A 22295-nucleotide genomic window follows, 5' to 3' on the forward strand; every position below is an offset into this window, starting at 1 on the left:
GCGCGTTGCTATAAAAACTTTTTATAACCCCATTCAGCGGGAATCTATTGCACGCCCAGAAAAAACATTTTTTTTAATTTTCACCCCTTGTTTCATATTGTCTTTCGCTATACCGCTTTTTAAATTTTTGCCCGAACTTCTTCGACAGGGAAGTAAAAGAATTAATCACACAACAGAACGCTAGGCAAACCGTTCATCATCTTCCACATAAACTAAATCGGTATTTACCGCTAGTTTAGCGCAAGGCTTTTATGCCTTGTGTTTACCACGAATCTTTTGCCTTTGTGAGGTTTTATGGCAATCGATCAAGAAACAGTTTTTAGAGAGCACCCCTGCTTTGGCGCATGCAAGAATCGTAAAGGGCGTATCCATTTGCCCGTCGCTCCGGGTTGTAACATCGAATGCCGTTTTTGCGACCGTCGCATCAACGAAGACGCACAAGTCCCGGGAAATACAAGTAAAGTTATCAAACCGGAAGAAGCATGTGGCTATATTCGCAAGGCTCTTGAATTCGTACCGGATCTTACTACGGTGGGTATTGCAGGCCCTGGCGACACGCTCGCGACACCTTTTGCACTGGACACTTTCCGCCTCGTCAAAAAGGAATTTCCAAACCTGATTCGTTGCATGAGCACAAACGGACTTTTGCTGAACGACAAGGCAGACGAAGTCATTGACGTGGGCATCGATACGCTTACGGTCACGGTGAACGCCGTTGACCCAGAAATCGAAGCAATGATCAATGCGAGAATTTTCTACCACGGCAAGACCTACACGGGTGTCGAAGCCGCTGAAATCTTGATCCACAACCAGCTGGAAGGCATTCGCAAGGTTGCAAAAAGCGGGACACTCGTGAAAGTAAATACGGTTCTTTGCCCAGGCATCAACGACAACCATATCGAAGATGTGGCCGCTACAGTCCGCGAAGCGGGAGCGATTATATACAACATCATTCCGCTGATTCCGCAAAACGGATTCAAGGATCTTCCAGCCCCGACTCCGAAGGGACTCGCAATTGCACAGGAACAGGCCGGCGTATTTATCAATGTTTTCAAGCACTGCGCTCACTGCAGAGCAGATGCTGTTGGCGTTCCCGGCGTCTATGACGTTGGTTCACAAATCTACATGGATCGCATCCGTGTAAAGGAGACTTTCTCTCATGGCTAAAATATTGGATCAGGCGCGCTACAAATGCGCTTTGGCAGCAATGCAGACCGTGCAATCCATTCCTGGAGCAATTCCCGTTTTGCATTCCGGTCCGGGATGCGCATCCAAGCTAAACGATAACAACGGCACGAGCGGCAGATTCAGCCCCAACATTTACCCTTGCACAAGTATCAGCGAAAAAGAAGTCGTGTTTGGCGGTGCAGACAAGTTGCGTTCAACCATCAGCAACGCTCTCAAAATCATCGATGCCGACCTGTTCGTGGTTCTTTCCGGTTGCACGGGTGAAATCATTGGTGACGACATTCAAGAAGTCGCAGAAGAATTCGAAGATGCCGAAAAGCCTGTCATCTGGGCAAAGACACCGGGATTCAAGGGCAACAACTACATCGGTCACGACTGGATTTTAAAGAGCATCTTTGAACAGTATGTGAGAAAGTTCAAGGGCGAAGCCCCGAAGGAAAAGGGACTCGTCAACTTATTCGCAGGCGTGCCACAGCAGGATCCGTATTGGCTTGGCAACTTGCGTGAACTCGAACGTCTTTTGCAGTCCATCGGTCTCAAGACGAATACGATTTTCGGTTTTGGTCGCGGGCTTGAAAACTTGCAGAAGATTCCGACGGCAGAATACACAATTCTAGTTTCGCCGTGGGCAGGCCTCGAAAGCGCCCAGTATCTCGAAAAGGAATTCAACATTCCGCTGTTGCACTACCCGATTTTGCCAATTGGTGCGGCCGAAACGACAAAGTTCCTCCGTACGGTCGCTGAGTTCACGGGCGCTGACAAAGAACTCACGGAATCCGTTATCCAGCAAAACGAAGCGCAGTTCTTCTACTACCTGGAACGCTACGCCGATACGATTCTCGAAAGCCGTATCGTGAGCAAGCGCTTTACCGTCGTGAGCGAAGCCCAGTACGTAATTGCTGTGACCAAGTTTCTCGTGAACGACATGGGTCTTTTCCCGCAAAAACTGTTCGTTACGGACGACACGCCGGAAGCATTCCGCGAAGAAGTCTCGCAAGAAACAAACACGCTGAATTACGACATCAAAACAAAAGTCGAGTTCACCACGGACGGTTTCGACCTCCAGAATCAAATCCGCAAAATGGACTTTGGCGGCTCCCCGCTCATCATCGGTTCGAACTGGGAAAAGAAACTCGCCCACGAACTCAAGGGCCACTTCGTGAACATCAGCTATCCGATGATCGAAAAAATCGTCATCAACTCGCATGTGGCAGGTTATTCCGGCGGTCTTTACTTGTTGGAAGACATCTACTCTGCAGCACTTTCCATGCTGAAAATTTAAGGAGGATCTAATGCCATTTAATTTTAAAAATGCAAACGTCGGTGTTCGCGAAAACCGTCTTGGATCCATCACTGGATTTTCGGGCGACTTGGAAACGCTCGCACACCGCTCACAGTGCGGATCTGTCAAGAATCGCGAACGTTGCTTTAGCCAGTCCAGTTCTTGTCTTTCGGGCTGCGCTTTGGACCAGCTCATCAGTATCCGCAATGTGGCTGTCGTCTATCACGCTCCAGCCGGTTGCGTTGCGCTTGCGCAAGGTGAAGATGTCAAATTCCGCCAACTCGCCGAACGCATTAACGAAAAGACAAATTCCGTTTACGTCTGCACGGACTTGAACGAAAACGATACAGTCTTTGGCGCTATCGAAGCACTCCGCAAGGCAACGCAGTACACGTACGAAAAGTTCCACCCGGAAGCGATTTTCCTCTCGTCTTCTTGCGTATCGGGCGTGATTGGCGAAGACGTTGACGGTCTCGCCGACGAACTCGCAGATGAATACGATATTCCAATTATTCCAATCCATTGCGAAGGTTTCAAGAGCCGCATTTGGGCCAGCGGTTTCGATATCGCGGACCACGCCGTTTTGCAGGGAATCGTGAAACCGCCCGAGAAGAAGAACAACAAGATCATCTTCAAGAACTTCTTTGAAAGCGCACGTCCGCAAATTACGGAACTTTTCAAGGAAATCGGCGCAGAACCGCAATTCGTTTATTGTAACTCCACTGTTGAAGAACTTTCGCATTTGAGCGAAGCCCAAGCAATGGTTTGCATTTGCGGAACGCTCGGCACCTACCTCGGCAACGCCCTCGAGGAAACTTACGGTGTACCATATGTGCGTACGATTAACCCGAACGGCATTACCGGTTTTGAAACTTGGTTCCGCGCTATCGGCAAAACGATTGGCAAGGAAGCCGAAGTGGAACGCTACATCGAGCGCCAGCGCGCCATTTACTTGCCACAAATCGAAGAAGTCAAGAGGGAACTCAAGGGTCTTCGCGCCGTGATCGGTATGGGCCCGGGCTACACCTACGAAGTTTCGCGCGTATTGCAGGAACTCGGTATGGAAGTGGTTCACGGTCTTGCTTGGCATTATGACTACAAGTACGATAACGGCCAGATTCCGCCAGCACTCGAACATTTGCTGAAGACATCGCCAAAGGGGCTCAAGCTCACTGTGGCTGACCAACAAAACTACGAAGTGATGAGCGTATTGAACTATCACAAGCCGGACATTTACTTTAGTCGTCATCCGGGCTCAACCGTATGGGCCATCAAGCAGGGTTACGCAGCGCTCTTCGTCGCCGATGAATACATGATTTTCGGTTACGAAGGAACACTCAACTTTGCCAAGAGCATCCTCGATACCATCAAGAACCGTAGCTTTGAAAAGAGTCTTGCCGCTCGAATCAAGTTACCCTATACCAAGTGGTGGTACGAACAAGATACAGACAAGTTCTTGAAGCCGGAAGGCGCAAGGTAAACAAACATTTTTTTGACATGGTTTCTCCTGCGGGAATTTTTTCCGCAGGAGATTTTTTGTTTAAGCAACCAATTTCAGCTGAGATTCAAATTCAAAAAAAACGCAACAACAAAACGGCTATAGAAAATCATTATTGCCGGTTCAAGAAAAATAGTATAAAGAAATCTCTTGCCAAAACGAAAGGCTTTATCTAAATTAACCTACAAAAGAAATAGGATATAAAAAATGAATTTCCCGTTCAATAGCTTAAATTTCGCTTGTTGTTGCCGATGTCGGACGGGCATCTAGTTTTTAGGCTATTCTTTTAAACAGATTCCCGCTCGGTTTGATGTTCCGTAGCGGGATTTTTTTATTCAAAACAAATTTTAAACCAAAAAGGCGCTAGCATTTAATAGCGTCATAGGAGATTATTATCTTATGTCAAACTTCAACAATATCGAAACAAAACTCATTCACGGCGGCATTGATGGCGACAAAACTACAGGAGCTGTAAACGTCCCTATCTACCAGACTTCCACCTACAAGCAGGCAGGCCTTGGTGAAAACACGGGTTGGGAATATTCCCGCACAGGGAACCCGACGCGCGCAGCATTGGAAACGCTGATTGCAGAACTCGAAGGAGGAGTCGCAGGCTTTGCATTTGCAAGCGGTATGGCTGCAACAACAACCGTCCTTTCGCTTTTTAAGCAAGGAGACCGCATCATCATTTCGAGCAATGTCTATGGCGGCACTTTCCGCGTTTTGGACAAAGTTTTCAAGAATCTCGGAATTACTTATTCCATCGAAGACACGACCGATTTGAAATTGCTTGAATCCAAAATAACACCCGATGTGAAAGCATTCTTTGTCGAAAGCCCTGCAAATCCGCTCTTGACGGTAACAGACTTGGCAGGCGTTGCCGCAATTGCCAAGAAGCACAACATTTTGACCATTGTCGATAACACATTTATGACGCCGTATCTGCAGCGTCCGATTGAATTGGGTGCTGACATTGTCGTGCATTCTGCGACAAAGTATTTAGGCGGTCACAGCGACTTGGTGGCAGGGCTTGCTGTTGTCAATTCCAAGGAACTCGCTGAAAGACTCGCTTTTACGCAGAACGCAACCGGTGCTGTACTCGGACCTTTTGATTCATTCCTCTTAATTCGCGGCATCAAGACGCTTGGCGTCCGCTTGGATCGTCATACTGAAAATGCCGAAACCATCGCAAAGTATCTCGAAAAGCACGAAGCCGTAAAGCACGTGTATTATCCGGGACTCCCGACAGCACAAGGCTACGAAATCAACAAGAAACAGGCCAAGAACGGTGGCGCTATGATTTCGTTCGAACTTCGTGAAAATTACGATATCAAAAAATTCTTCAAAGCTCTGAAACTCGTTTCTCTTGCTGAAAGCTTGGGCGGAGTCGAAAGCCTCGTGTGCCATCCAGCCACAATGACGCATGCATCTATCCCAAAGGAAATTCGCGAAAAAGTCGGCATCACTGACGGGCTCATTCGCTTATCCGTGGGCATTGAAAAAGTTGACGACATCATCGCAGATGTTAACGCAGCCATTGAAGCCGCAAAAGCATAAGGAACAAGATATGCATTACTACGAATCCATGAAATCTCTCATTGGGAAAACGCCGCTTGTAAAATTGAATCATGTTGGTGTTCCTGAAGGTGTAAATTTATTCGTAAAGCTTGAATTGTGGAACCCTTCGGGCAGCGTAAAAGACCGCGCCGGCCTTTATATGGTCGAAGACGCGTTCGCCAAAGGGACGCTCAAACCTGGCGGAACAATTATCGAAGCAACCGCAGGCAATACCGGGCTTGGAATTGCATTTGCAGCATTGAACCGCGGAGTGCGTGTCATTTTTGTAGTACCGACAAAATTTTCGCAAGAAAAGCAGACGCTTTTGCGTGCGCTTGGCGCAGAACTCATCAACACCCCGCGTGAAGAAGGCATGCTCGGCGCCGAAAAGAAAGCAGAAGAACTGCTGAAGCAAATTCCGGATTCCATTTCTCTCAGACAATTCCACAACATGGCAAATCCGCGGGCCCATTATGAAACGACAGGACCTGAAATTTACGATGATCTCGATGGCAACGTTGATTATGTTGTTGCAGGCGCAGGAAGCGGCGGAACGTTCTCGGGCATTCTCAAGGCGCTCAAGGAACGCAACCCCAAAATTCAAGGCGTGCTCGCTGACCCTGTAGGCTCTACAATGGGCGGTGGCGAACATGGCGACTACAATATCGAAGGAATCGGAAACGATTTTATTGCAGACACTATGGACATGACGCTTGTAGACCGCGTCATCAAAATTAACGATGACGACGCTTTCGGTGGTTCCCGTGAACTCGCGCAAAAAGAGGGAATTTTTGCGGGATCTTCTTCGGGCGGCGCTTTCGCAGCAGCCAAGAAACTGATTGCATCGGGCGCTCGCGGGAACATTGTCTTTGTAGCCCCAGACCGTGGCGATCGTTACTTCAGCAAAGGTTTATACAAATAACATAAAAATTCATCTTTAATTAGAGTGCACAAGTTTATGATTAGCAAAACTGCGCTTTTATGCGCTCTTGCCCGAGCTGTCCACACTCACGCTAAAAGTGAAAAAATTTTTGAAGACGAATTTGCACAGGATTTTGTGGGTTTGAAGGAATATCGCCACGCACGCAATCTTGCAAGGCAGTTCCTTCCTGCAAAAAAGTCGAAGTCCAAAGATTACCCGGCTAAGGATTTTATTGACCAATACCTTCTCCCCATCATTCTTCCACGAAATCGATTTGCAGAAGATATTGTCGATGCCAAGCAGAAAACAGGAGATGTGCAATACGTTCTATTGGGTGCGGGCCTAGATTCCTTTGCGCTTAGGAACAAAAGTCAAAACGTCGATGTCTTTGAACTGGATCTGTACGAAACACAAGTTTTCAAAATCGAGCGGACGCGACAACTTTTCACAAAGAGGCGTCCCAAAGTTCACTTTGTAGAAATCGATTTCAACAAGGATAGCATCATCAGCAGATTGACAAACGCTGGTTTTAATCCGAAAAAACGCTCCGTCTTTTCGATTCTCGGCGTGTCCTACTACATTCCTATTGAAATCTTTTTCAAGACGATTGCGGAAATTTCTAAGATAGCAGCACCCAATAGTGCAATAGTATTCGATTACTATGAAAAAGAGCGGGACAGTGCGGACAGCACAACCAAAATCAGCCGCTTAAAACAAATAACAGCATCGTGCGGCGAGTGTATGGTTGACGGATACGATCCCGTTCAAGTTGACAATTTGGCCAGGAAATCGGGTATCCAATATTGTCACGACCTTTCTCCTAAAGATATCGACGAAGCCTTTTTCAGTGCATCAACTGGATTGTCCGCATTCGAGGGCGTTCATCTGATGTATTGCGGTTTGTAAAAAATCCATACAAAATACCCGGCTGCAAAATTCTGCATCCGGGTTATTCAAAAGCACGTTAATATAACACTCGTCGACTTAATTCGCCTTCGTCCAGAATAGCACCTTGCGTTTTACAAATTCAAAAAATTCCATGATCGCAAGGACGACAATGCCAGTCCACAAAATTCCCGCAACCATGTTGGGGTAATCGGAATAGTCAGCGTAGAATTGCACAAAGTGTCCAAGGCCTGTATTTTCGCCGAAGAGTTCAGCAACGGTGAGCATGATGAACGAAAGTCCCATGCCTACGGAAAGCCCAGAAAATATGGACGGAAGGCTTGCAACAAATGCAATTCGCCACAAGTATTCAAAGCGACCGATGCCGATAATGGCGGCATTTCGCCTGTACTTTTCAGGAATGTCCGCAGCACCCGCGGCGGTATTCAAGTAGATAGGCCAAAAGGCCGCAATGAAAATAATGAAAGTAGAGGACAAGTAAAATGTCGGCAAAATCGCAATGGCGTAAGGGATGTAAACGTTAGGCGGAATCGGAGCCGCGAATCGTGAAATGGGCTTTAGCATAGTACCCACCCAAGGGACAGACCCCGAAACAATTCCGAGAGAGATTCCGACGACGGCAGCCGCGAAATAAGCAGGGACAAGTTTCAAAAGCGACGACCACGCACTGCGCAAAAGCTCCTCGCGAGAATTGAAAAGCGCCGTCAAAACCGCTTTTGGCGATGGGAACAAGTATTGGCTGCTCCATTCCGGGCCACTACTGATGAACGTCCAGATTCCAATCAAGAACAGAAGGAATAAAAATCCTGAAAATTTAGATAGATATTTCACAAAAATTCTCATATACTTGCGCCCTCCTGTACGGTATGCCCGAGTTTTTCAAGGATGTCCTTGTGGTAAGCTTCTTCAATTTCAACGATTGTCTTTTGGACTTTTTCGTTGCGAAACCATTCGCTACGGCTCTTTTTCACTGGAAAATCCAAAGGAATATCTGCGATGATACGGCCTGGCGTCGATCCCAAAACGATAATTCGACTTCCGAGATAAACGGCCTCGCGAATGTCGTGCGTCACAAACAAAGTCGTAATTGCACGGTCTTTAGAGCCTCGGCAAAGCTCCAAAACCAAATCTTGAAGGCTTGCACGATTTACAGGATCAAGCGCACCAAAAGGCTCGTCCAAAAGAAGGGCATCTGCGCCGACGCTCAACGCTCTTGCAATGGCCCCGCGCTGACGCATACCGCCCGAAAGTTCAAAGGGATATTTATGAAGGCTTCCCGAAAGCCCAACCAAATTCAGGTATTCTTCTGCCAAATGTTTTGCAAAACTCCCCTTGACCTTTTTCGTCTTTTTAATGGCAAGAGAAACGTTCTGTAGAAGCGTAAGCCAAGGAAAAAGAGTGTAGTCCTGAAAGACCACGCTCCTTTCAGAAGAAGGCTTTTCAATTTCCTTCCCGTTCCAATAGACATGGCCCTCATTTGGCTTGGTCAGCCCAGCGAGAAGATTCAGCAAAGTGGTCTTGCCACTTCCGCTTTCGCCTAATAAACATACAAACTCGCCTGGTTTGATTTTCAAGTTGATGTCTTTCAGGATGGGTTTGCCATCATAGGAAAAAACGAGATTAGTCGCTTCGAAACCACTTTGTATTTGAGTCATTTTAGTTCCTTAATTTCTAGATAGGAAAATCTTTTCGGCCTGCGCGTAGAATTCAGATTTGGGCTTTTGCTTGCGAAGTTCTGCAAGAGCGTCACGATAGTAGTTCGTGAGAACGTATTGAGAGACCTTCTTGTCGGACTTGATGAACTCCGCATCCTTCAAGAAATCCCAGAAGAATTCAACGCCTTTCACGTTCGGGTCGGTATCCTGCGTCACGTAACCGCTGTAGAAAGCCTTGTTGACGAGAGCCGTATCAAGCTTAATCCACTTTGCGATAATTTCAACGCTCTTCTTGTGATCGTTTGCGACAAGTTCTTCGGCTTCAATCAGCGACTTGACCAAGCGCTTGTAAATGTCGTCACGGCCTTCAAGTTTGCGGAGCGATGCAATGAGGCGGCAGCAAATATGACCGGGATTGATGTCCTTGCTGCGGAGCACTACGGAGAGGCCGGCTTCTTCGGCACGGAGATCGTGCGGGCCCCAGGTCACGCCTGCATAAACGCTTCCGTTCTTTACCGCTTCGATAACTGCAGGCGGATTCTTGAGTTCTACAATAGTAACATCCTTACGCCAGTCAATACCTTCTTTTTTGAGGCCTCCGCGAACAATGGCATCCGCTGTTCCCAAACGGATTGTAGCGATTTTCTTTCCCTTGAGATCGCTCAGTTTTTTGACGGAGCCTGCATTTTCCTTGCGGGTGATTACAGCTTGGTCGCCACCCATGAGGCCGCCAATGACGCGAATATCAGCACCCTGCGAAACATGGATGAGCGGAGCAAGAGAGCCAAATGCACCAGCATCGAGCTTTCCGGCACGAACAGCAGCGATACCATCGCCAGAATTCGAAAATTCTACCAATTCCACATCGAGGCCGTTCTTCTTGAAAATGCCAGCATCTTTTGCGATGAAGAATTTCCCCTGGCCCGTAGAAGAAAGGTAGCCGATGGAAAGTTTGTCTGCGGCGATTGTGGAAGTCACGCAGGCGAGAACGAACAGGAATGCCGATGCAATTTGAGTATGTAATTTATTCTGAGTCATTGTAGAATTCTCCTTTGTTAGAAGGCGTAAGTTGCAGAAAGGTGATAACGATTCAGGTCCGCTTCTTTTACCGTATTGGCGGTCAAGTAATCCGTTTGAACGCGAAGGTATTCGAATCCCAACGAGAATGCGTCTGTCAAATTGTAGGTCGTATTGGCAAAGAACGAGAAGTTTTGTTCACGGCCACCGGCTTTTCTAATATCTTCACGTTTTAGCTTGTCAAGTCCGGCACCCACATTAAAGGCCAACTTTTGGATAAATTTGGCTTGCAAGGCAATCCATCCACCGTAAGCACCAATGCTTCTTACGCTTTCGGGGTCTTCAGTATTCGAAACCAGTCCGCGTCCAATACCGGCTGCGTATGTATCGAGATTAGCACCGACAAAATACTCACCAAGGAAGGTAAAGTTGCTTGTGATGGGGAGAGTCAAATCGACGTTAAAAGACCATGAGGGAATATCCTTAGTATCACCAGTGGCATCCAAGTCAACTTCTTCTTGGCCATAATGACCAGAAATACCTAAACCGAACTTTTTATTTTCAACCCAAAGCGGAATGGCAATACCGATGCGTCCCTGAATGGTAGGAACGTCTGCATCGACACCGGTCTCTGAAGCAGAAGAAGTGTTGTACGGCTGCGTTTCGCCGATAGTGCGAACAAGAGCAACAGCAAAGTCTAAAGAGCCATTACCAACAGGAACTTTTTCGGTCAGTCGGAGTTGTGCTCTGCGAAGGCCCGGATCACCAGAGTTGTTAAGAACGCCAGCATTGATCGTTGGAGTCACGAGGGGAGAAATCAAATCCCATGTCTGACCGCCCAAAATGGAGAAACCGGACTTGCCAAAAGAAATTTCGCCGTAACCATGACGGAGGCGTGGAACAGGCGCATTACCGGAACCGCCACCGTAGAAATCAACTTCGATTTTACCGTTCACCTTGAGGAACGAAGTATCGCTACCGCTCGAAAGATTCAAACCGATTCGAGTGAGGTTCGGCGTGAAATGCCAGCCACCATCGTTTTTGTTGGCAATATCCGATTGAGCAGCAAAGTTTGCAAAGTTGCCATTATTGCTCTTGGAATCTTCGTAGGCGGCGTTCAAAGACGCAAAACCATAGAGTGTAGCACTTACGCCAGATTTCGTGGTAACAGCAATAGGTTCAGCAGCAATTGCAGTAATTGAAGACAAAAGAACAATTTGAGCTATAGATTTTTTAATATTGAAATTCATGGAGAAACTCCTATTTTTTATGAGTTTAGTAACCACGCAGAGCAATATTCTGCGCACTTTTAAAATTGCCGATTAGCCATTTAAAATGGCTTTGGCTTAGTTATTGGAGAATTTACAGCTACAACACATATAGGTATCCTCGTGTTGATTTGTGGAAGTTTCGGAACACAATGTTCTCGAATGCAACGCTTAAATTAGAAAAGAAAAAATGATTTGTAAAATACTTTATTTTTATCACACGATATAAGAAATTTATTTACATATAAAGTATAGTTATACAAAATAAACTCAAATAGCAGTAGCCTATACATGTACAATAGATTCCCGCCGGAGTTTATCATACGAGCATTATAAAAAAGGAAATGCCCGATCAAGTCGGGCATGACGTTCTCTTCTGTCACCCCGGCCACAGTGCCGGGGTCAACTTTTTACGGCATTTTTTATTATTTTCCGCCAACGGATGCGCTATAAATTTTTTCAAGCAAATTAAGCGCACCCTTATAACCGACGAAACTACGATTGATAATCAAAGTTTCGCTGGACGGAGGCGTAATTTCAAAGAACAAAGCGCCCTTATCATTGGCAAGATTGATTTCCCAAGAAGAAGCAAGAATCAACGGCTTTCCAGAAGAGAAATCAACTTCCTTGATAGCTTTTTCAATCAAGTAGCCATCTTCTTCGAATTCCACTTCAACATCGACACCTTCGCTGATGTTATGGAAAGCATCTTCGATGGTCTTGCGGAATTTCTGCGGAGGATCGTCCGTGATAATCGCCTTGCGCGGAATAAGGCCGATTTGGTCGGCAAGGAACTTGGTGTAGGCAAGCGTGTAAGCGGAATCAGCAGTAATTGCAAATTCACTCGGCATACCGTACCAGTATTCAGCAAAGAATTCAGAGAAGTGTTCCAAATAGTAGTAATAAATACCATTTTCTTGTTCAATGAACTTTTCGCTCTGTTCCTTATCGATTCCGGCAAAATCAACAACTTTGCGGATAAATGCAGCAGTTGCTTCGGCACCGATTGGAATTTCAGGAATATGGAGGAACGGCTGACCATATTTTTTCTCAAGGTGTTCAGCATTTCTCACGCCGACCCACGGAGAGACCACCAAGTTAAACTGAGCTTCCGGAATGCGCAACCAATCCTTGACACCGTTATTTTCAGGTCCAAAGAGCACATTCACTTCAAAACCAGCGCCACGGAGAATACGGGCAAGTTCCTGGTAATCACCGCGCCAGTTCTGGTTGTAATACGGAACTTCAAACCAAAGGTTGACAAGGCCCTTCTTGCGTTCACCCTTGTAATCGCCCACAAACTGATCGACAATAGCGTTTACCACTTCTTCGTGACCGAAAAGGTTATTGCCCTTGAAGCCTGCGGTATCCACAGCCACAATCGGGTAGCCCAAATCGCGATATTCATTCACCAAGCTGGGGACGTCATCACCAATGAGGCCGCCCACGCAACCCGTGAGAACAACATAAAGGTCGCCATCGAAAACTTTGAGTGTCGATTTGATTAACTGATCCAAAGTCTTGATGCCGCCAAACACGATATCGTTTTCGGTGGAGTTTGCGCTCGGCATGTTACCAGCACCAGCGAAAATGCTGCCCTGGAAGCCGTTTTCAAAAGTGAGGAATGCGGTTTGCTTAAGCTGGCAACCCGGAGAGCAGTTGGCTATAGGAACTGCACCCTTGATGCCGACAACCGTATTGGACGCACCAACTGCGCAAGAATAGCGGGGGTCCGAAATAGAATTGCTTTTTTTCTTTGTTTTAAGTGCTTCTGACATTTTCGAAATCTCCCTTATTATGCGTTTTCTGAATTAGATTCTTTGCCTTTGCTGAACTTGAGATTTCTCGGTTCAGGAAGGTCGTTAAGTGCTTCTGGGTGATGCGTCAAATAGAACGGATCGTCCTGAGCAAGCCACCAATCAGAATACGGGAGTTTCACATTACGCTTGAGAACTTGGTTAAACTTTGTACGTGAAAGAACGCCCTTGAGCATTTCACCAATGCGGAGGATACCATCGTAGCCCACCGGAATATGTTCGTCGCCCATGGTGAGGGTCGGGAATCCGAGGTGGCCCGCGACAGATGCAAGGCCCGGATGGCGAATGAGCAAGAAGTCCGTCTTGGCACGCTTCAAAAGTTGCGGAAGCTGAAAGGCGCGAGTCTTACTTACAGTATAGTGCGGAATGTCGCCGTAAGTTTCCACAAGTTCCTTCAAGGTGTCTTGATGCTTTCCAGCGCCATCGTAAATGGGGTCATGATGGAACACGAGAGCTGCATCGTGGCCTATTCCGAGTTCCGAAAGAACACTGATAAGGCCGTGAGCATAAGCAGAACCCGTCATTACGATGCCGTTTTTGCCCTTGAAAAATTCGCGAAGTTCAGCGAGCTTCGGAGCAATACGCTTATGTTCACTTTCGATATATTCTTCAGCTTCTTTTTCTTTGCCAACAACTTTTGCAATAGCGCGGAGCCATTCGTCAGTGCCCTTGATACCGTACGGCTGCGGAGCATCAATTTGCGGAACGCCGAAGGATTCTTCAAGTGCGGTGGCCATGTAGCCACCCAAAGTATCGCAGAAAGTAGCGGTTGCAACAGCTTCAGAAGCCTGGCGGATTTCATCGAAAGATGCAGTATCCAAGAGGTAGTTGACGCGGAGCCCAAGCGGAGCAAGCATTTCAGAGAAATAGTCCGTTCCCCAAAGAGCAACAATATTGAGCAAGTCATTTTGCTTTTTGGTCGGATGGCGATTCACGATTTGACGGAGAACGCCATGGAATGCAATGTCGAAGCCCGTGGACCAATGCTTGGAACGGAAGCCTTCGCAGTGCAGCGGAATTATAGGCACGCCAACTTCAGGTTCCATTTCTTCGGCGATGGAGTCAATATCTTCACCGATAATAGCGGTAGCGCAAGCCATGCCAATGAAAATAGCCTTGGGATTGAAACGTTCTTTTGCATCACGAATCGTTTGACGAAGCTTTTCAGAAGCACCGAACACCATGTCCTGTTCTTTCAGGTTGGTGCTGATGTTCAAAGTATTCTGCAAAGGCTTGCCACGACGCTTAAGGCCCACATGCATAGAAAGGTTGAATTTGGAGTTTTCGCCGCTGCAGCCGATCGGAGAATGGTCAATCAAAGCGCAGTCCGTGAGGTTGCCCACCTGGCACTGGACAATAGCGTTGGAACACATGGTTTCTTGGTTGAGCGGAGATTGCAATTCGCAAAGCTTACAGCCGGCCCCCTTGCCTGCGCAGCCACCGTGCTTTTTCGCGCTGCGTTCGTCGTAGGCAGATTCCTTGATCAAGTCGCTGGCTTTGCCGTCCCAACCGATAATGGTACCCAGTCGATATTCGCGGTTTTCGACCGAGGTCATATTTAAATTAATGTTAGTTGATGCCATAGATTTTTACCTCCTGCCGGTTCTCGCTAAATGGAGTAGTCCTTTTCCATCATGCCGTAGTCGATGAGAATTTGTTCCAAGCGGTCCTGCGTCATCGGCGTCGGGATGGTGAAGAGTTCATTTTCGTCGATGTTCTTCGCGAGTTCGCGGTAGACATTGGCCTGGTTGCAGTTCGGTTCGAAATCAATCACAGTCTTCTTGCGAATTTCTGCCTGCTGCACGATGTTGTTGCGCGGCACGTACTGGATGAGCTGCGTGTTGAGTTCCTTGGTGAATGCGCGGAGCAAATCAAGTTCGTTATCGACGTTACGGCTATTGCAGATGATACCGCCGAGGCGAACTTCGCCGCGTTCGGCATACTTTGCGATACCCTTACAAATGTTGTTCGCAGCGTAGAGGGCCATCATTTCGCCAGAAGCCACGATGTAGATTTCCTTGGCCTTGCCTTCACGAATCGGCATGGCGAAGCCACCGCACACAACGTCACCGAGCACATCGTAAAACACGTAATCGAGATCTTCGGTGTAAGCGCCCAGCTGTTCGAGCATGCTGATGGAAGTGATGATACCGCGGCCAGCGCAACCCACGCCCGGTTCCGGGCCACCGGATTCCACGCAGCGCACGCCCTTGAAGCCGACCTTTTCGAGGTCAGAGAGCTGGATTTCTGTCTTGTTGTCGCGAATGGTATCGAGCACGGTTTTCTGGTGGAGGCCGCCGAGCAAGAGTCGAGTAGAGTCAGCCTTCGGGTCGCAACCGACAACGAGAACATGTTTACCTTGCTCTACAAGACCTGCGGTCAAATTCTGGGTCGTAGTGGATTTACCGATGCCACCCTTACCGTAGATTGCGATCTGACGTAAACGTTTTGCCATAATGAAATGTCTCCTTAGGTTTATTTACCTACAGAAACGCTAGGTTTGCGAAATTTTAGAATTTGCGTCTACCCTTTTCAATACTTTTTTAGCCCATTCCGTTCAAAAAAATCCAATTTACAACATTGCTATAGTTTCATTTTATCACCCAATTCATTTAGTTTCTATCGCAATCAAGAAAATCGAACTTTATTTATTGTTCAAACAGGGTTTTATATTGCATTTACCTATTACGCTTTTTAAATTATGCGGGACTTCGTAACAGAAGCAAAAATTTAAAAGAATACAGAACGCTAGGTAACCGTTCTTTTATATAAACTAAACCGGTACGCCGGGAGTTTAGCCACGTAGAAAATTCATCTTCGTGGTTCATTTTACATCTGCGTTAAGGAGGCTTTTTTACATGGCTAAATACAAAGTAGCAGTTGCCACGAATGACGGAGTAAATGTCAATGTTCACTTTGGACACGCAGCCGCATTTGACATCTATGAAGTTGACGAAGCAAGCGGAAAATATGAGAAAGTCGAAGTCCGTTTAAAGCCGGAACATTGCGATGGTTCTTGCGGAGACGGCACTTGTGGCCAGCGCGAAGTTCAGCATTCATCGATGTATGCAGCAGCCAAGAATCTAGCCGATTTAGATTACGTGCTTTGCGAACAGCTTGGTCCGCAAGCTATACAATCATTGGCCCGCTTCAATGTACGTGCATTCGATATTGCGCTCCCCATCAGCGAAGCCATTGCAAAAATCAACATTTACAGAAACAAAATCGCAGAACGCGCATTACGATTCAAATCAAATCACAACGACTAAAATGAGTCTAAGCAAATTTACGATAAGAAAAGCGACGCTATCCGATTGCAATGCGATTGCCGCAGTGGAAGCAACATGCTTTCCGCCAGCAGAAGCTGCAAAACATGAAGATTTCCAAAAGCGTTTGGAACGCTATGCGGACTATTTTTTACTGATGTTCGATGGCGATAAGCTGATTTCATTCGTAGACGGATTTGTAACGGACATTCCCGATTTGAACGACAAAATGTACGAAGACGCCGGTATGCACAATCCAAACGGAGCATGGCAAATGATATTCGGAGTCAACACTATCCCCGAATACCGCCATCAAGGTTGCGCAGAAAAGCTATTGAGATTATTCGTTCAAAATGCAAAAGTAGAAGGCAGACGTGGCGTTGTTCTCACTTGCAAAGAAAAGCTCGTACATTATTACGCCAAAATTGGTTTTGTTGATGAAGGTATTTCGGCAGATTCGACTCACGGAAACGTTGTCTGGAATCAAATGCGACTGACGTTTTAACAAAGAGAGGTAAACATGTCACATATCCACCATTCTATTACAGAACTTATTGGGCATACACCGCTTCTTGAACTTCACAATTTCGAAAAGAACCACAACGCCCAAGGCCATATCTTGGCAAAGCTCGAATATTTCAACGCTACAGGTTCTGTCAAGGATCGCGCCGCCCTCAGCATGATTGAAGCTGCCGAACGCGAAGGGAAACTGAAACCGGGTGGAGAAATCGTTGACCTCACGAGTGGAAACACAGGCATTGCTCTTGCCGCCATCGCAGCCGCAAAAGGGTACAAAGTCACTATTTTCTTTGAATCCGGCGGTTCCAAGGAACGCATTCAAGTTATCAAGACTTATGGCGCGCAGCTTTTCGATTACAAAGATATTCCCGAATTGAAAAAAGCTCTTGAAGACGGCACAATTTGCGACAACATCGTTATCGAGGCCATCACAAAGTACACCAAAGAGCACAACGCATTTTTCATCAACCAGTGCGAAAACGAATACAATCCCCTCGCCCACTACAATACCACAGGGCCTGAAATATGGGAAGATACCGATGGCAAAGTAGATTTTGTCGTTTCGATGGCAGGCACAGGCGGAACACTGAACGGGCTTTCAAAATATTTCCGCGAAAAGAATCCGAATGTTAAAATTATCGGTGTGCAAGCGACTCCGGACTCCCGCTATTTCACGCCAGAAGCCGAAAAGAATGGCGTTATCGACGGTGTCGCACCATTTGCAAACGTCGCGGAACCTCCTACGTTTTTGACGGATTCCTCGATTTATGATGAATACATCGAAGTTTCTACATTACAGGCAAAAGCTGTAGCGCACGAACTTGCCGAACACGAAGGGCTTTTCCTGGGTACATCAAGTGCAGCAGGCGTTTACGCAGCCTCAATTGTCGCAGCGCGTCCTGAAAATAAAGACAAGAACATCATCGTTATTACAGCCGATAACGGGTTCAAATATCTTTCCACAAAAGTTTATGCTTTGAATAAGTAAGACTCATCGCATAAAACTCCTAATACTCCTTCTCGTTAACGCGGGAAGGAGTATTTTTATAAGTTCCGATAACATAAATCAATACGTATAATTGCGAGCGATAGCACCCAATACTTAAACAAAATTAGAATAAAATAATTTTAAATTATTTTGTTTTTCAATTGACAAAACTCTTTGACTGCGCAAAAGTGCTTTTTACTTTTAATCCGACATTAAAAAACAAAACAAACAAGGAGTTTATCAATGAATATCAATGCAAAAAAAATTATTTCCGTTATTGCCCTTGCCACTGTCAGTTCATTTGCTGAATGGGATTATTACACTGTTCTCGACGAACATCAGGGTCAAGCACGAATCAAGGCAAACTATTGGTACAACGGAGATTTCCATTCCACATCTTTTGACTTGAATGCCCGCTATACAGTCGTCAAAGGATTAGAATTGAGCCTCACCGGTCTCGGCTACCAGCTTTTTGCCGATCCGAATGACAAAACAAAAGAAGGTGACGGATTCAAGGACTTTAGCGTGGGTGCAAAATACGCATTCAATCCCAACTTCTCCGTTTTCTTAGACGCCAACATTCCCGCCGGAAAAAAAGAAATTTCCAGCCAGGAATTTAGCCTCAAGGGCGGTGTTCAATGGTTCTTGCCCATCTCCGAACAGTTCGGTATCGGTAATGAATTTGGCTTGACCGTTCCTTTCAAGCATGATGGAGTCCAACGCGGTCTCGTTGCTGATTATGGTTTTGAATTCTATTATGCATTCAGCTCCGGTATTTCTCCGTTTACAGGCTTTGTATTTACGAGCCAGTTGACAGATTCAAAGAACGAAGACAAATCCGAATCCGGAACGGGAGCCTCCAACATTTCTTTCTGGGCCGGCATTTCTTACAACGTTAACAAGAACGTCAATCTGACGCTTTACACTGATGTTGAATACGCCGCACATGGCGCTTATCAATCCGGCTACATTTTCCAAACAACATTCAGCTTCTAAAAAGGAGGCCGCAATAATGAATTTCAAACACCTCATTAAAACAACACTTATAAGCGCTCTGCTTTTCGGAGCAAGCGCTTTCGCCGAAATTAAAACAGTTCGAATCGCACATTACACAGGAGTGTTGTGCAGTGCTCCGGTTCATACCGCATGGCTCAAAGGATTTTTCGACGAAGAGTTCAAAAAGATCGGGCAAAAATACGAAATGGTACCGATTGCCGAAGGTTCCGGTTCCGTCAACGACTTGATTGTCGCTGGGAAAGCGGACGCAGGTAATGAACTTCTCGCCACTGAACTTCAGCCTATCCAAAACGGGCTCCCGATTATCTTTGTAACAGGCGTACACACAGGCTGCACCAAGTTCTACGTCACAAAGCAATCGACCATCAAAAAACTCAAGGACCTGAAAGGGCGCAAAAGCAAAATTGGCGTCATTGGATTGTCCGACAGTTCAATTATGACATTCAAGCGAAAACTCCGTGACCTTGGTGTTGTCGCCGATGGCCCCGAAGCGGATATCGAATTCGTTGTCTATGGCGCAAGCGACTTGCCATTGGCACTCCAAAAGGGAGCCGTGGACATTATCGCCCTTCACGATCCGACCGCAACAACAGCCGAAGAAGAATACGGTTTCCGTAAGCTTCTGGACACCGCCACCGATCCGAAATTTGCCGTAGAATACTGCTGCATCGCATTCGTGAGCCTCAAACTTTGGAAAGAAAATCCAGAAGGTGCAGCCGCATTCACACGTGCAGTCGCTCGCGGTTCCGCATTCATCAACGCTAACCCGCGTGAAGCAGCAAGACTCCAGCTTGCAAAGGACATCGTCCCCGGAAGCGAAGATTTCAACACCAAACTGCTTGAAAGCTACACCCACATTCCATCCCGCAAAGCAACGATTCGCACATTCAGAACCGTCGCCACGGAACTCCAAAAAACGGGCGTACTCAAGAAAAAGTTGAACATCGAAAAGTTCATCACAAACCACTTTGCCAATTTTGCGTCTAAGGGGATTCACGTTCCTGACGGTTACAAGTACGATAAGGATACAGGCACATTTACAGAAACGACCGAAGAACCGAAAACCTTAGCGAAAAATATCGTTGAGAACTAAAAAGTAGGAGCGCAACTAGGTTTATATAACCATAGCCTATAGCGCCCAATATACGAACAAAATTAGAACAAAGTATTTTTGAATTATTTTGTTTTTCCATCTTTAAAACATCTTTGATTTAGAAAAAGTGATTTATACCTTTTCACAATCAAAAATAGGGAATTAAAAATGAATTTACGAAGCATCATTAAGACTACGCTCATAAGCGCCCTCCTCCTCGGAACAAGCGCTTTTGCCGATTTCAAACCAGTCCGAATCGCACACTATACTGGTGTGTTGTGTAGTGCCCCGGTTCATGTCGCTTGGCTCAAAGGTTACTTTGACGAGGAATTCAAAAAGATTGGTCAGAAATTCGAAATGGTTCCTGTTGATGCCGGAAAGAATTCTGTGAACGAGCTCATCGTCGCAGGCAAAGTCGACGCAGGGAACGACTTGCTCGCCACCGAACTTCAGCCCATTCAAAACGGGCTCCCTATCGTCTTTGTCACTGGTGTTCATACGGGTTGCACCAAGTATTACGTCACCAAAAAATCGACGATTCAAAAGTTGGAAGATTTGAAGGGACGTAAAACCAAGGTAGGCGTTATCGGTTTATCCGATAGTTCCGTGATGTCGTTCAGACGCAAGCTTCGCGATCTAGGTATCGTCGCAGACGGCCCGGAAGCGGATGTTGAATTCATCGTCTATGGTGCAAGCGACTTGCCGATTGCCCTTGAAAAAGGTGCCGTTGACATTATCGCCCTTCATGATCCAACCGCAGCAACCGCCGAAAAAGAATATGGCTTGCGCAAGTTGCTCGACACCGCAATCGATCCGAAATTTGCCGTAGAATACTGCTGCGTCGCATTCGTGACACTCAAGCTCTGGAAGGAAAATCCGGAAGGTGCCGCCGCTTACACGCGCGCTGTCGCTCGCGGATCCGCATTCGTGAACAGCAATCCGCGCGAAGCCGCAAGACTCCAGCTCTCGAAGGATGTCGTTTCTGGCAGTGAAGAATTCAACGCCCAGTTGCTCGAAAGCTACGGTCACATTCCTTCCCGCAAGGCCGCGCTCCGCACGTTCAATATCGTCGCTGCAGAGCTTCAAAAGACGGGCGTCTTGAAGAAAAAATTGAACATCGAAAAGTTCGTCAAGAGTCACTTTGCTGACTTCGAATCAAAGGGTATCAAAATTCCGGATGGCTACTCCTATGATAAGGCCACCGATAAATTCACAGAAAATTTCGAAGAGCCAAAATCTCTTGTGAAAAACATTTAAAAAAGAGAGGTAACAATGTCCAATATTCACCATTCCATTACCGAGCTCGTCGGCCACACTCCGCTGCTGGAGCTCCACAATTTTGAAAAGAATCACAATGCCAAGGGCCATATCCTGGCAAAACTCGAATACTTCAACCCGTCCGGCTCCGTGAAGGACCGCGCAGCCCTCAGAATGATTGAAGAAGCCGAACGCGAAGGCAAGCTCAAGCCGGGTGGAGAAATCGTTGAAATCACAAGCGGCAACACGGGCATCGGCCTTGCCGCTATCGCCGCTGCCAAGGGCTACAAACTCACCGTTTTCTTTGAACCGGGTGGTTCTGAAGAACGCATACAAGTGATCAAGACCTATGGAGCAACGCTCCTCGGTTACGACGCCCTTCCGAACGTAAGCAAACTCCTGAAGGAAGGCTCCTTCTCTGTTGCCGTCTTGCTCTCCGACGTCCGCAAGTATGCCGAAGAACACAATGCATTCTTCATCAACCAGATTGAAAACGAAAACAACCCGCTCGCCCATTACTACACCACCGGCCCGGAAATCGTTGCCGATACGGATGGCAAGGTAGACTTTATCGTTTCCATGGCAGGCACGGGCGGAACGCTCAATGGTCTTTCCAAGTACTTCCGCGAACACAATCCGAACGTGAAAATCGTCGGTGTGCAGGCCACTCCGGATTCCCGCTTCTTCACCCCGGAAGCTGAAGAACATGGCGTGATCGATGGTGTTGCCCCGTTCGCAAACGTTCCAGAACCGCCTCCTCTGCTGAACGATTCTTCGATCTATGACGAATACATTGAAGTCTCTACGCTCCAGGCTACAGGCGTTGCCCACGAACTCGCCGAAAAGGAAGGTCTCTTTCTCGGAACATCCGGTGCAGCAGGCATCTATGCCGCCTCCATCGTGGCTGCACGTCCTGAAAACGAAGGAAAGAACATTGTCGTTATTACAGCTGATAACGGATTCAAGTACCTTTCCACTAAGGTGTACGCATTGAAGAAGTAAGACTCATTGTGTACAAGCTCCTTCCCGTGACCTCACAAGGGGA

At 46.8% G+C, this 22295-nt stretch carries 20 protein-coding genes; 13 read left to right on the top strand and 7 right to left on the bottom strand.

Going from position 1 to position 22295, the window contains the following annotated elements; all coding sequences use genetic code 11:
• The first annotated feature begins 294 nt into the window (after nt 1-294).
• The 6 genes from FSU_RS07265 to FSU_RS07290 all read left to right on the top strand — a co-directional run bounded on the left by FSU_RS07265 (nt 295) and on the right by FSU_RS07290 (nt 7353).
• Nucleotides 295-1167, top strand: a complete 873-nt coding sequence (locus FSU_RS07265) for a radical SAM protein (RefSeq protein ID WP_014545811.1) — start codon at nt 295-297, stop codon at nt 1165-1167.
• Nucleotides 1160-2470 carry a nitrogenase component 1 gene (locus tag FSU_RS07270; protein ID WP_014545812.1) on the top strand — a complete coding sequence of 437 codons (1311 nt, stop codon included), beginning with the start codon at nt 1160-1162 and terminating at the stop codon, nt 2468-2470. The genes FSU_RS07265 and FSU_RS07270 overlap by 8 nt, the downstream gene beginning before the upstream one ends.
• Before the next feature lie 10 nt (nt 2471-2480).
• The gene (locus FSU_RS07275; RefSeq protein ID WP_014545813.1) at nt 2481-3950 is read left to right on the top strand and encodes a nitrogenase component 1; all 1470 of its coding nucleotides are present in this window, start codon (nt 2481-2483) and stop codon (nt 3948-3950) included.
• A gap of 417 nt (nt 3951-4367) precedes the next feature.
• Entirely contained in the window at nt 4368-5525 is a 1158-nt protein-coding gene (locus FSU_RS07280) for a trans-sulfuration enzyme family protein (protein WP_014545814.1), read from the top strand.
• A 10-nt stretch (nt 5526-5535) separates the two neighbouring features.
• On the top strand, nt 5536-6447 hold the full coding sequence (locus FSU_RS07285; RefSeq protein ID WP_014545815.1) for a PLP-dependent cysteine synthase family protein: 912 nt from the start codon (nt 5536-5538) through the stop codon (nt 6445-6447).
• A 36-nt stretch (nt 6448-6483) separates the two neighbouring features.
• Nucleotides 6484-7353 carry a class I SAM-dependent methyltransferase gene (locus tag FSU_RS07290; protein ID WP_014545816.1) on the top strand — a complete coding sequence of 290 codons (870 nt, stop codon included), beginning with the start codon at nt 6484-6486 and terminating at the stop codon, nt 7351-7353.
• A 78-nt stretch (nt 7354-7431) separates the two neighbouring features.
• On the opposite strand, the gene FSU_RS07295 is transcribed toward FSU_RS07290, so the two are convergent.
• The 7 genes from FSU_RS07295 to nifH form a co-directional block, all read right to left on the bottom strand.
• Nucleotides 7432-8196: an ABC transporter permease gene (locus tag FSU_RS07295; protein WP_015731912.1), complete on the bottom strand. Its 765-nt coding sequence runs from the start codon at nt 8194-8196 to the stop codon at nt 7432-7434.
• Nucleotides 8193-9008, bottom strand: a complete 816-nt coding sequence (locus FSU_RS07300; protein WP_014545818.1) for an ABC transporter ATP-binding protein — start codon at nt 9006-9008, stop codon at nt 8193-8195. The genes FSU_RS07295 and FSU_RS07300 overlap by 4 nt, the downstream gene beginning before the upstream one ends.
• 9 nt (nt 9009-9017) lie before the next feature.
• Entirely contained in the window at nt 9018-10046 is a 1029-nt protein-coding gene (locus tag FSU_RS07305) for an ABC transporter substrate-binding protein (RefSeq protein ID WP_014545819.1), read from the bottom strand.
• 17 nt (nt 10047-10063) lie between these two features.
• Nucleotides 10064-11275 (bottom strand): hypothetical protein, encoded by a 1212-nt coding sequence (locus FSU_RS07310; RefSeq protein WP_014545820.1) that lies wholly within the window; start codon nt 11273-11275, stop codon nt 10064-10066.
• Nucleotides 11276-11718: 443 nt separating this feature from the next.
• Nucleotides 11719-13071, bottom strand: coding sequence for a nitrogenase component 1 (locus FSU_RS07320; RefSeq protein WP_014545821.1), 1353 nt, complete (start codon nt 13069-13071; stop codon nt 11719-11721).
• A 17-nt stretch (nt 13072-13088) separates the two neighbouring features.
• The gene (locus FSU_RS07325; RefSeq protein WP_015731913.1) at nt 13089-14693 is read right to left on the bottom strand and encodes a nitrogenase component 1; all 1605 of its coding nucleotides are present in this window, start codon (nt 14691-14693) and stop codon (nt 13089-13091) included.
• Nucleotides 14694-14719: 26 nt separating this feature from the next.
• Entirely contained in the window at nt 14720-15565 is an 846-nt protein-coding gene (gene nifH, locus FSU_RS07330) for a nitrogenase iron protein (protein WP_014545823.1), read from the bottom strand.
• Between the two features lie 403 nt (nt 15566-15968).
• On the opposite strand from nifH, the gene FSU_RS07335 reads away from it, so the two are divergent.
• From FSU_RS07335 to FSU_RS07365, 7 genes are all read left to right on the top strand, one after another.
• Complete coding sequence (locus tag FSU_RS07335) at nt 15969-16379, top strand: NifB/NifX family molybdenum-iron cluster-binding protein (RefSeq protein ID WP_014545824.1); 411 nt, start codon at nt 15969-15971, stop codon at nt 16377-16379.
• A 1-nt stretch (nt 16380) separates the two neighbouring features.
• Nucleotides 16381-16881: a GNAT family N-acetyltransferase gene (locus FSU_RS07340; RefSeq protein WP_014545825.1), complete on the top strand. Its 501-nt coding sequence runs from the start codon at nt 16381-16383 to the stop codon at nt 16879-16881.
• A 15-nt stretch (nt 16882-16896) separates the two neighbouring features.
• Nucleotides 16897-17883: a PLP-dependent cysteine synthase family protein gene (locus FSU_RS07345; protein WP_014545826.1), complete on the top strand. Its 987-nt coding sequence runs from the start codon at nt 16897-16899 to the stop codon at nt 17881-17883.
• 243 nt (nt 17884-18126) lie between these two features.
• Complete coding sequence (locus tag FSU_RS07350; RefSeq protein WP_014545827.1) at nt 18127-18879, top strand: hypothetical protein; 753 nt, start codon at nt 18127-18129, stop codon at nt 18877-18879.
• 16 nt (nt 18880-18895) lie between these two features.
• Nucleotides 18896-19993 (top strand): ABC transporter substrate-binding protein, encoded by a 1098-nt coding sequence (locus FSU_RS07355; RefSeq protein ID WP_014545828.1) that lies wholly within the window; start codon nt 18896-18898, stop codon nt 19991-19993.
• Between the two features lie 168 nt (nt 19994-20161).
• The gene (locus FSU_RS07360) at nt 20162-21250 is read left to right on the top strand and encodes an ABC transporter substrate-binding protein (protein WP_014545829.1); all 1089 of its coding nucleotides are present in this window, start codon (nt 20162-20164) and stop codon (nt 21248-21250) included.
• Nucleotides 21251-21265: 15 nt separating this feature from the next.
• The gene (locus tag FSU_RS07365; RefSeq protein WP_014545830.1) at nt 21266-22252 is read left to right on the top strand and encodes a PLP-dependent cysteine synthase family protein; all 987 of its coding nucleotides are present in this window, start codon (nt 21266-21268) and stop codon (nt 22250-22252) included.
• Nucleotides 22253-22295: the final 43 nt, after the last annotated feature.

Origin of the sequence: Fibrobacter succinogenes subsp. succinogenes S85 (assembly GCF_000146505.1) — a bacterium.
In the GTDB taxonomy this organism is placed as follows: domain Bacteria; phylum Fibrobacterota; class Fibrobacteria; order Fibrobacterales; family Fibrobacteraceae; genus Fibrobacter; species Fibrobacter succinogenes.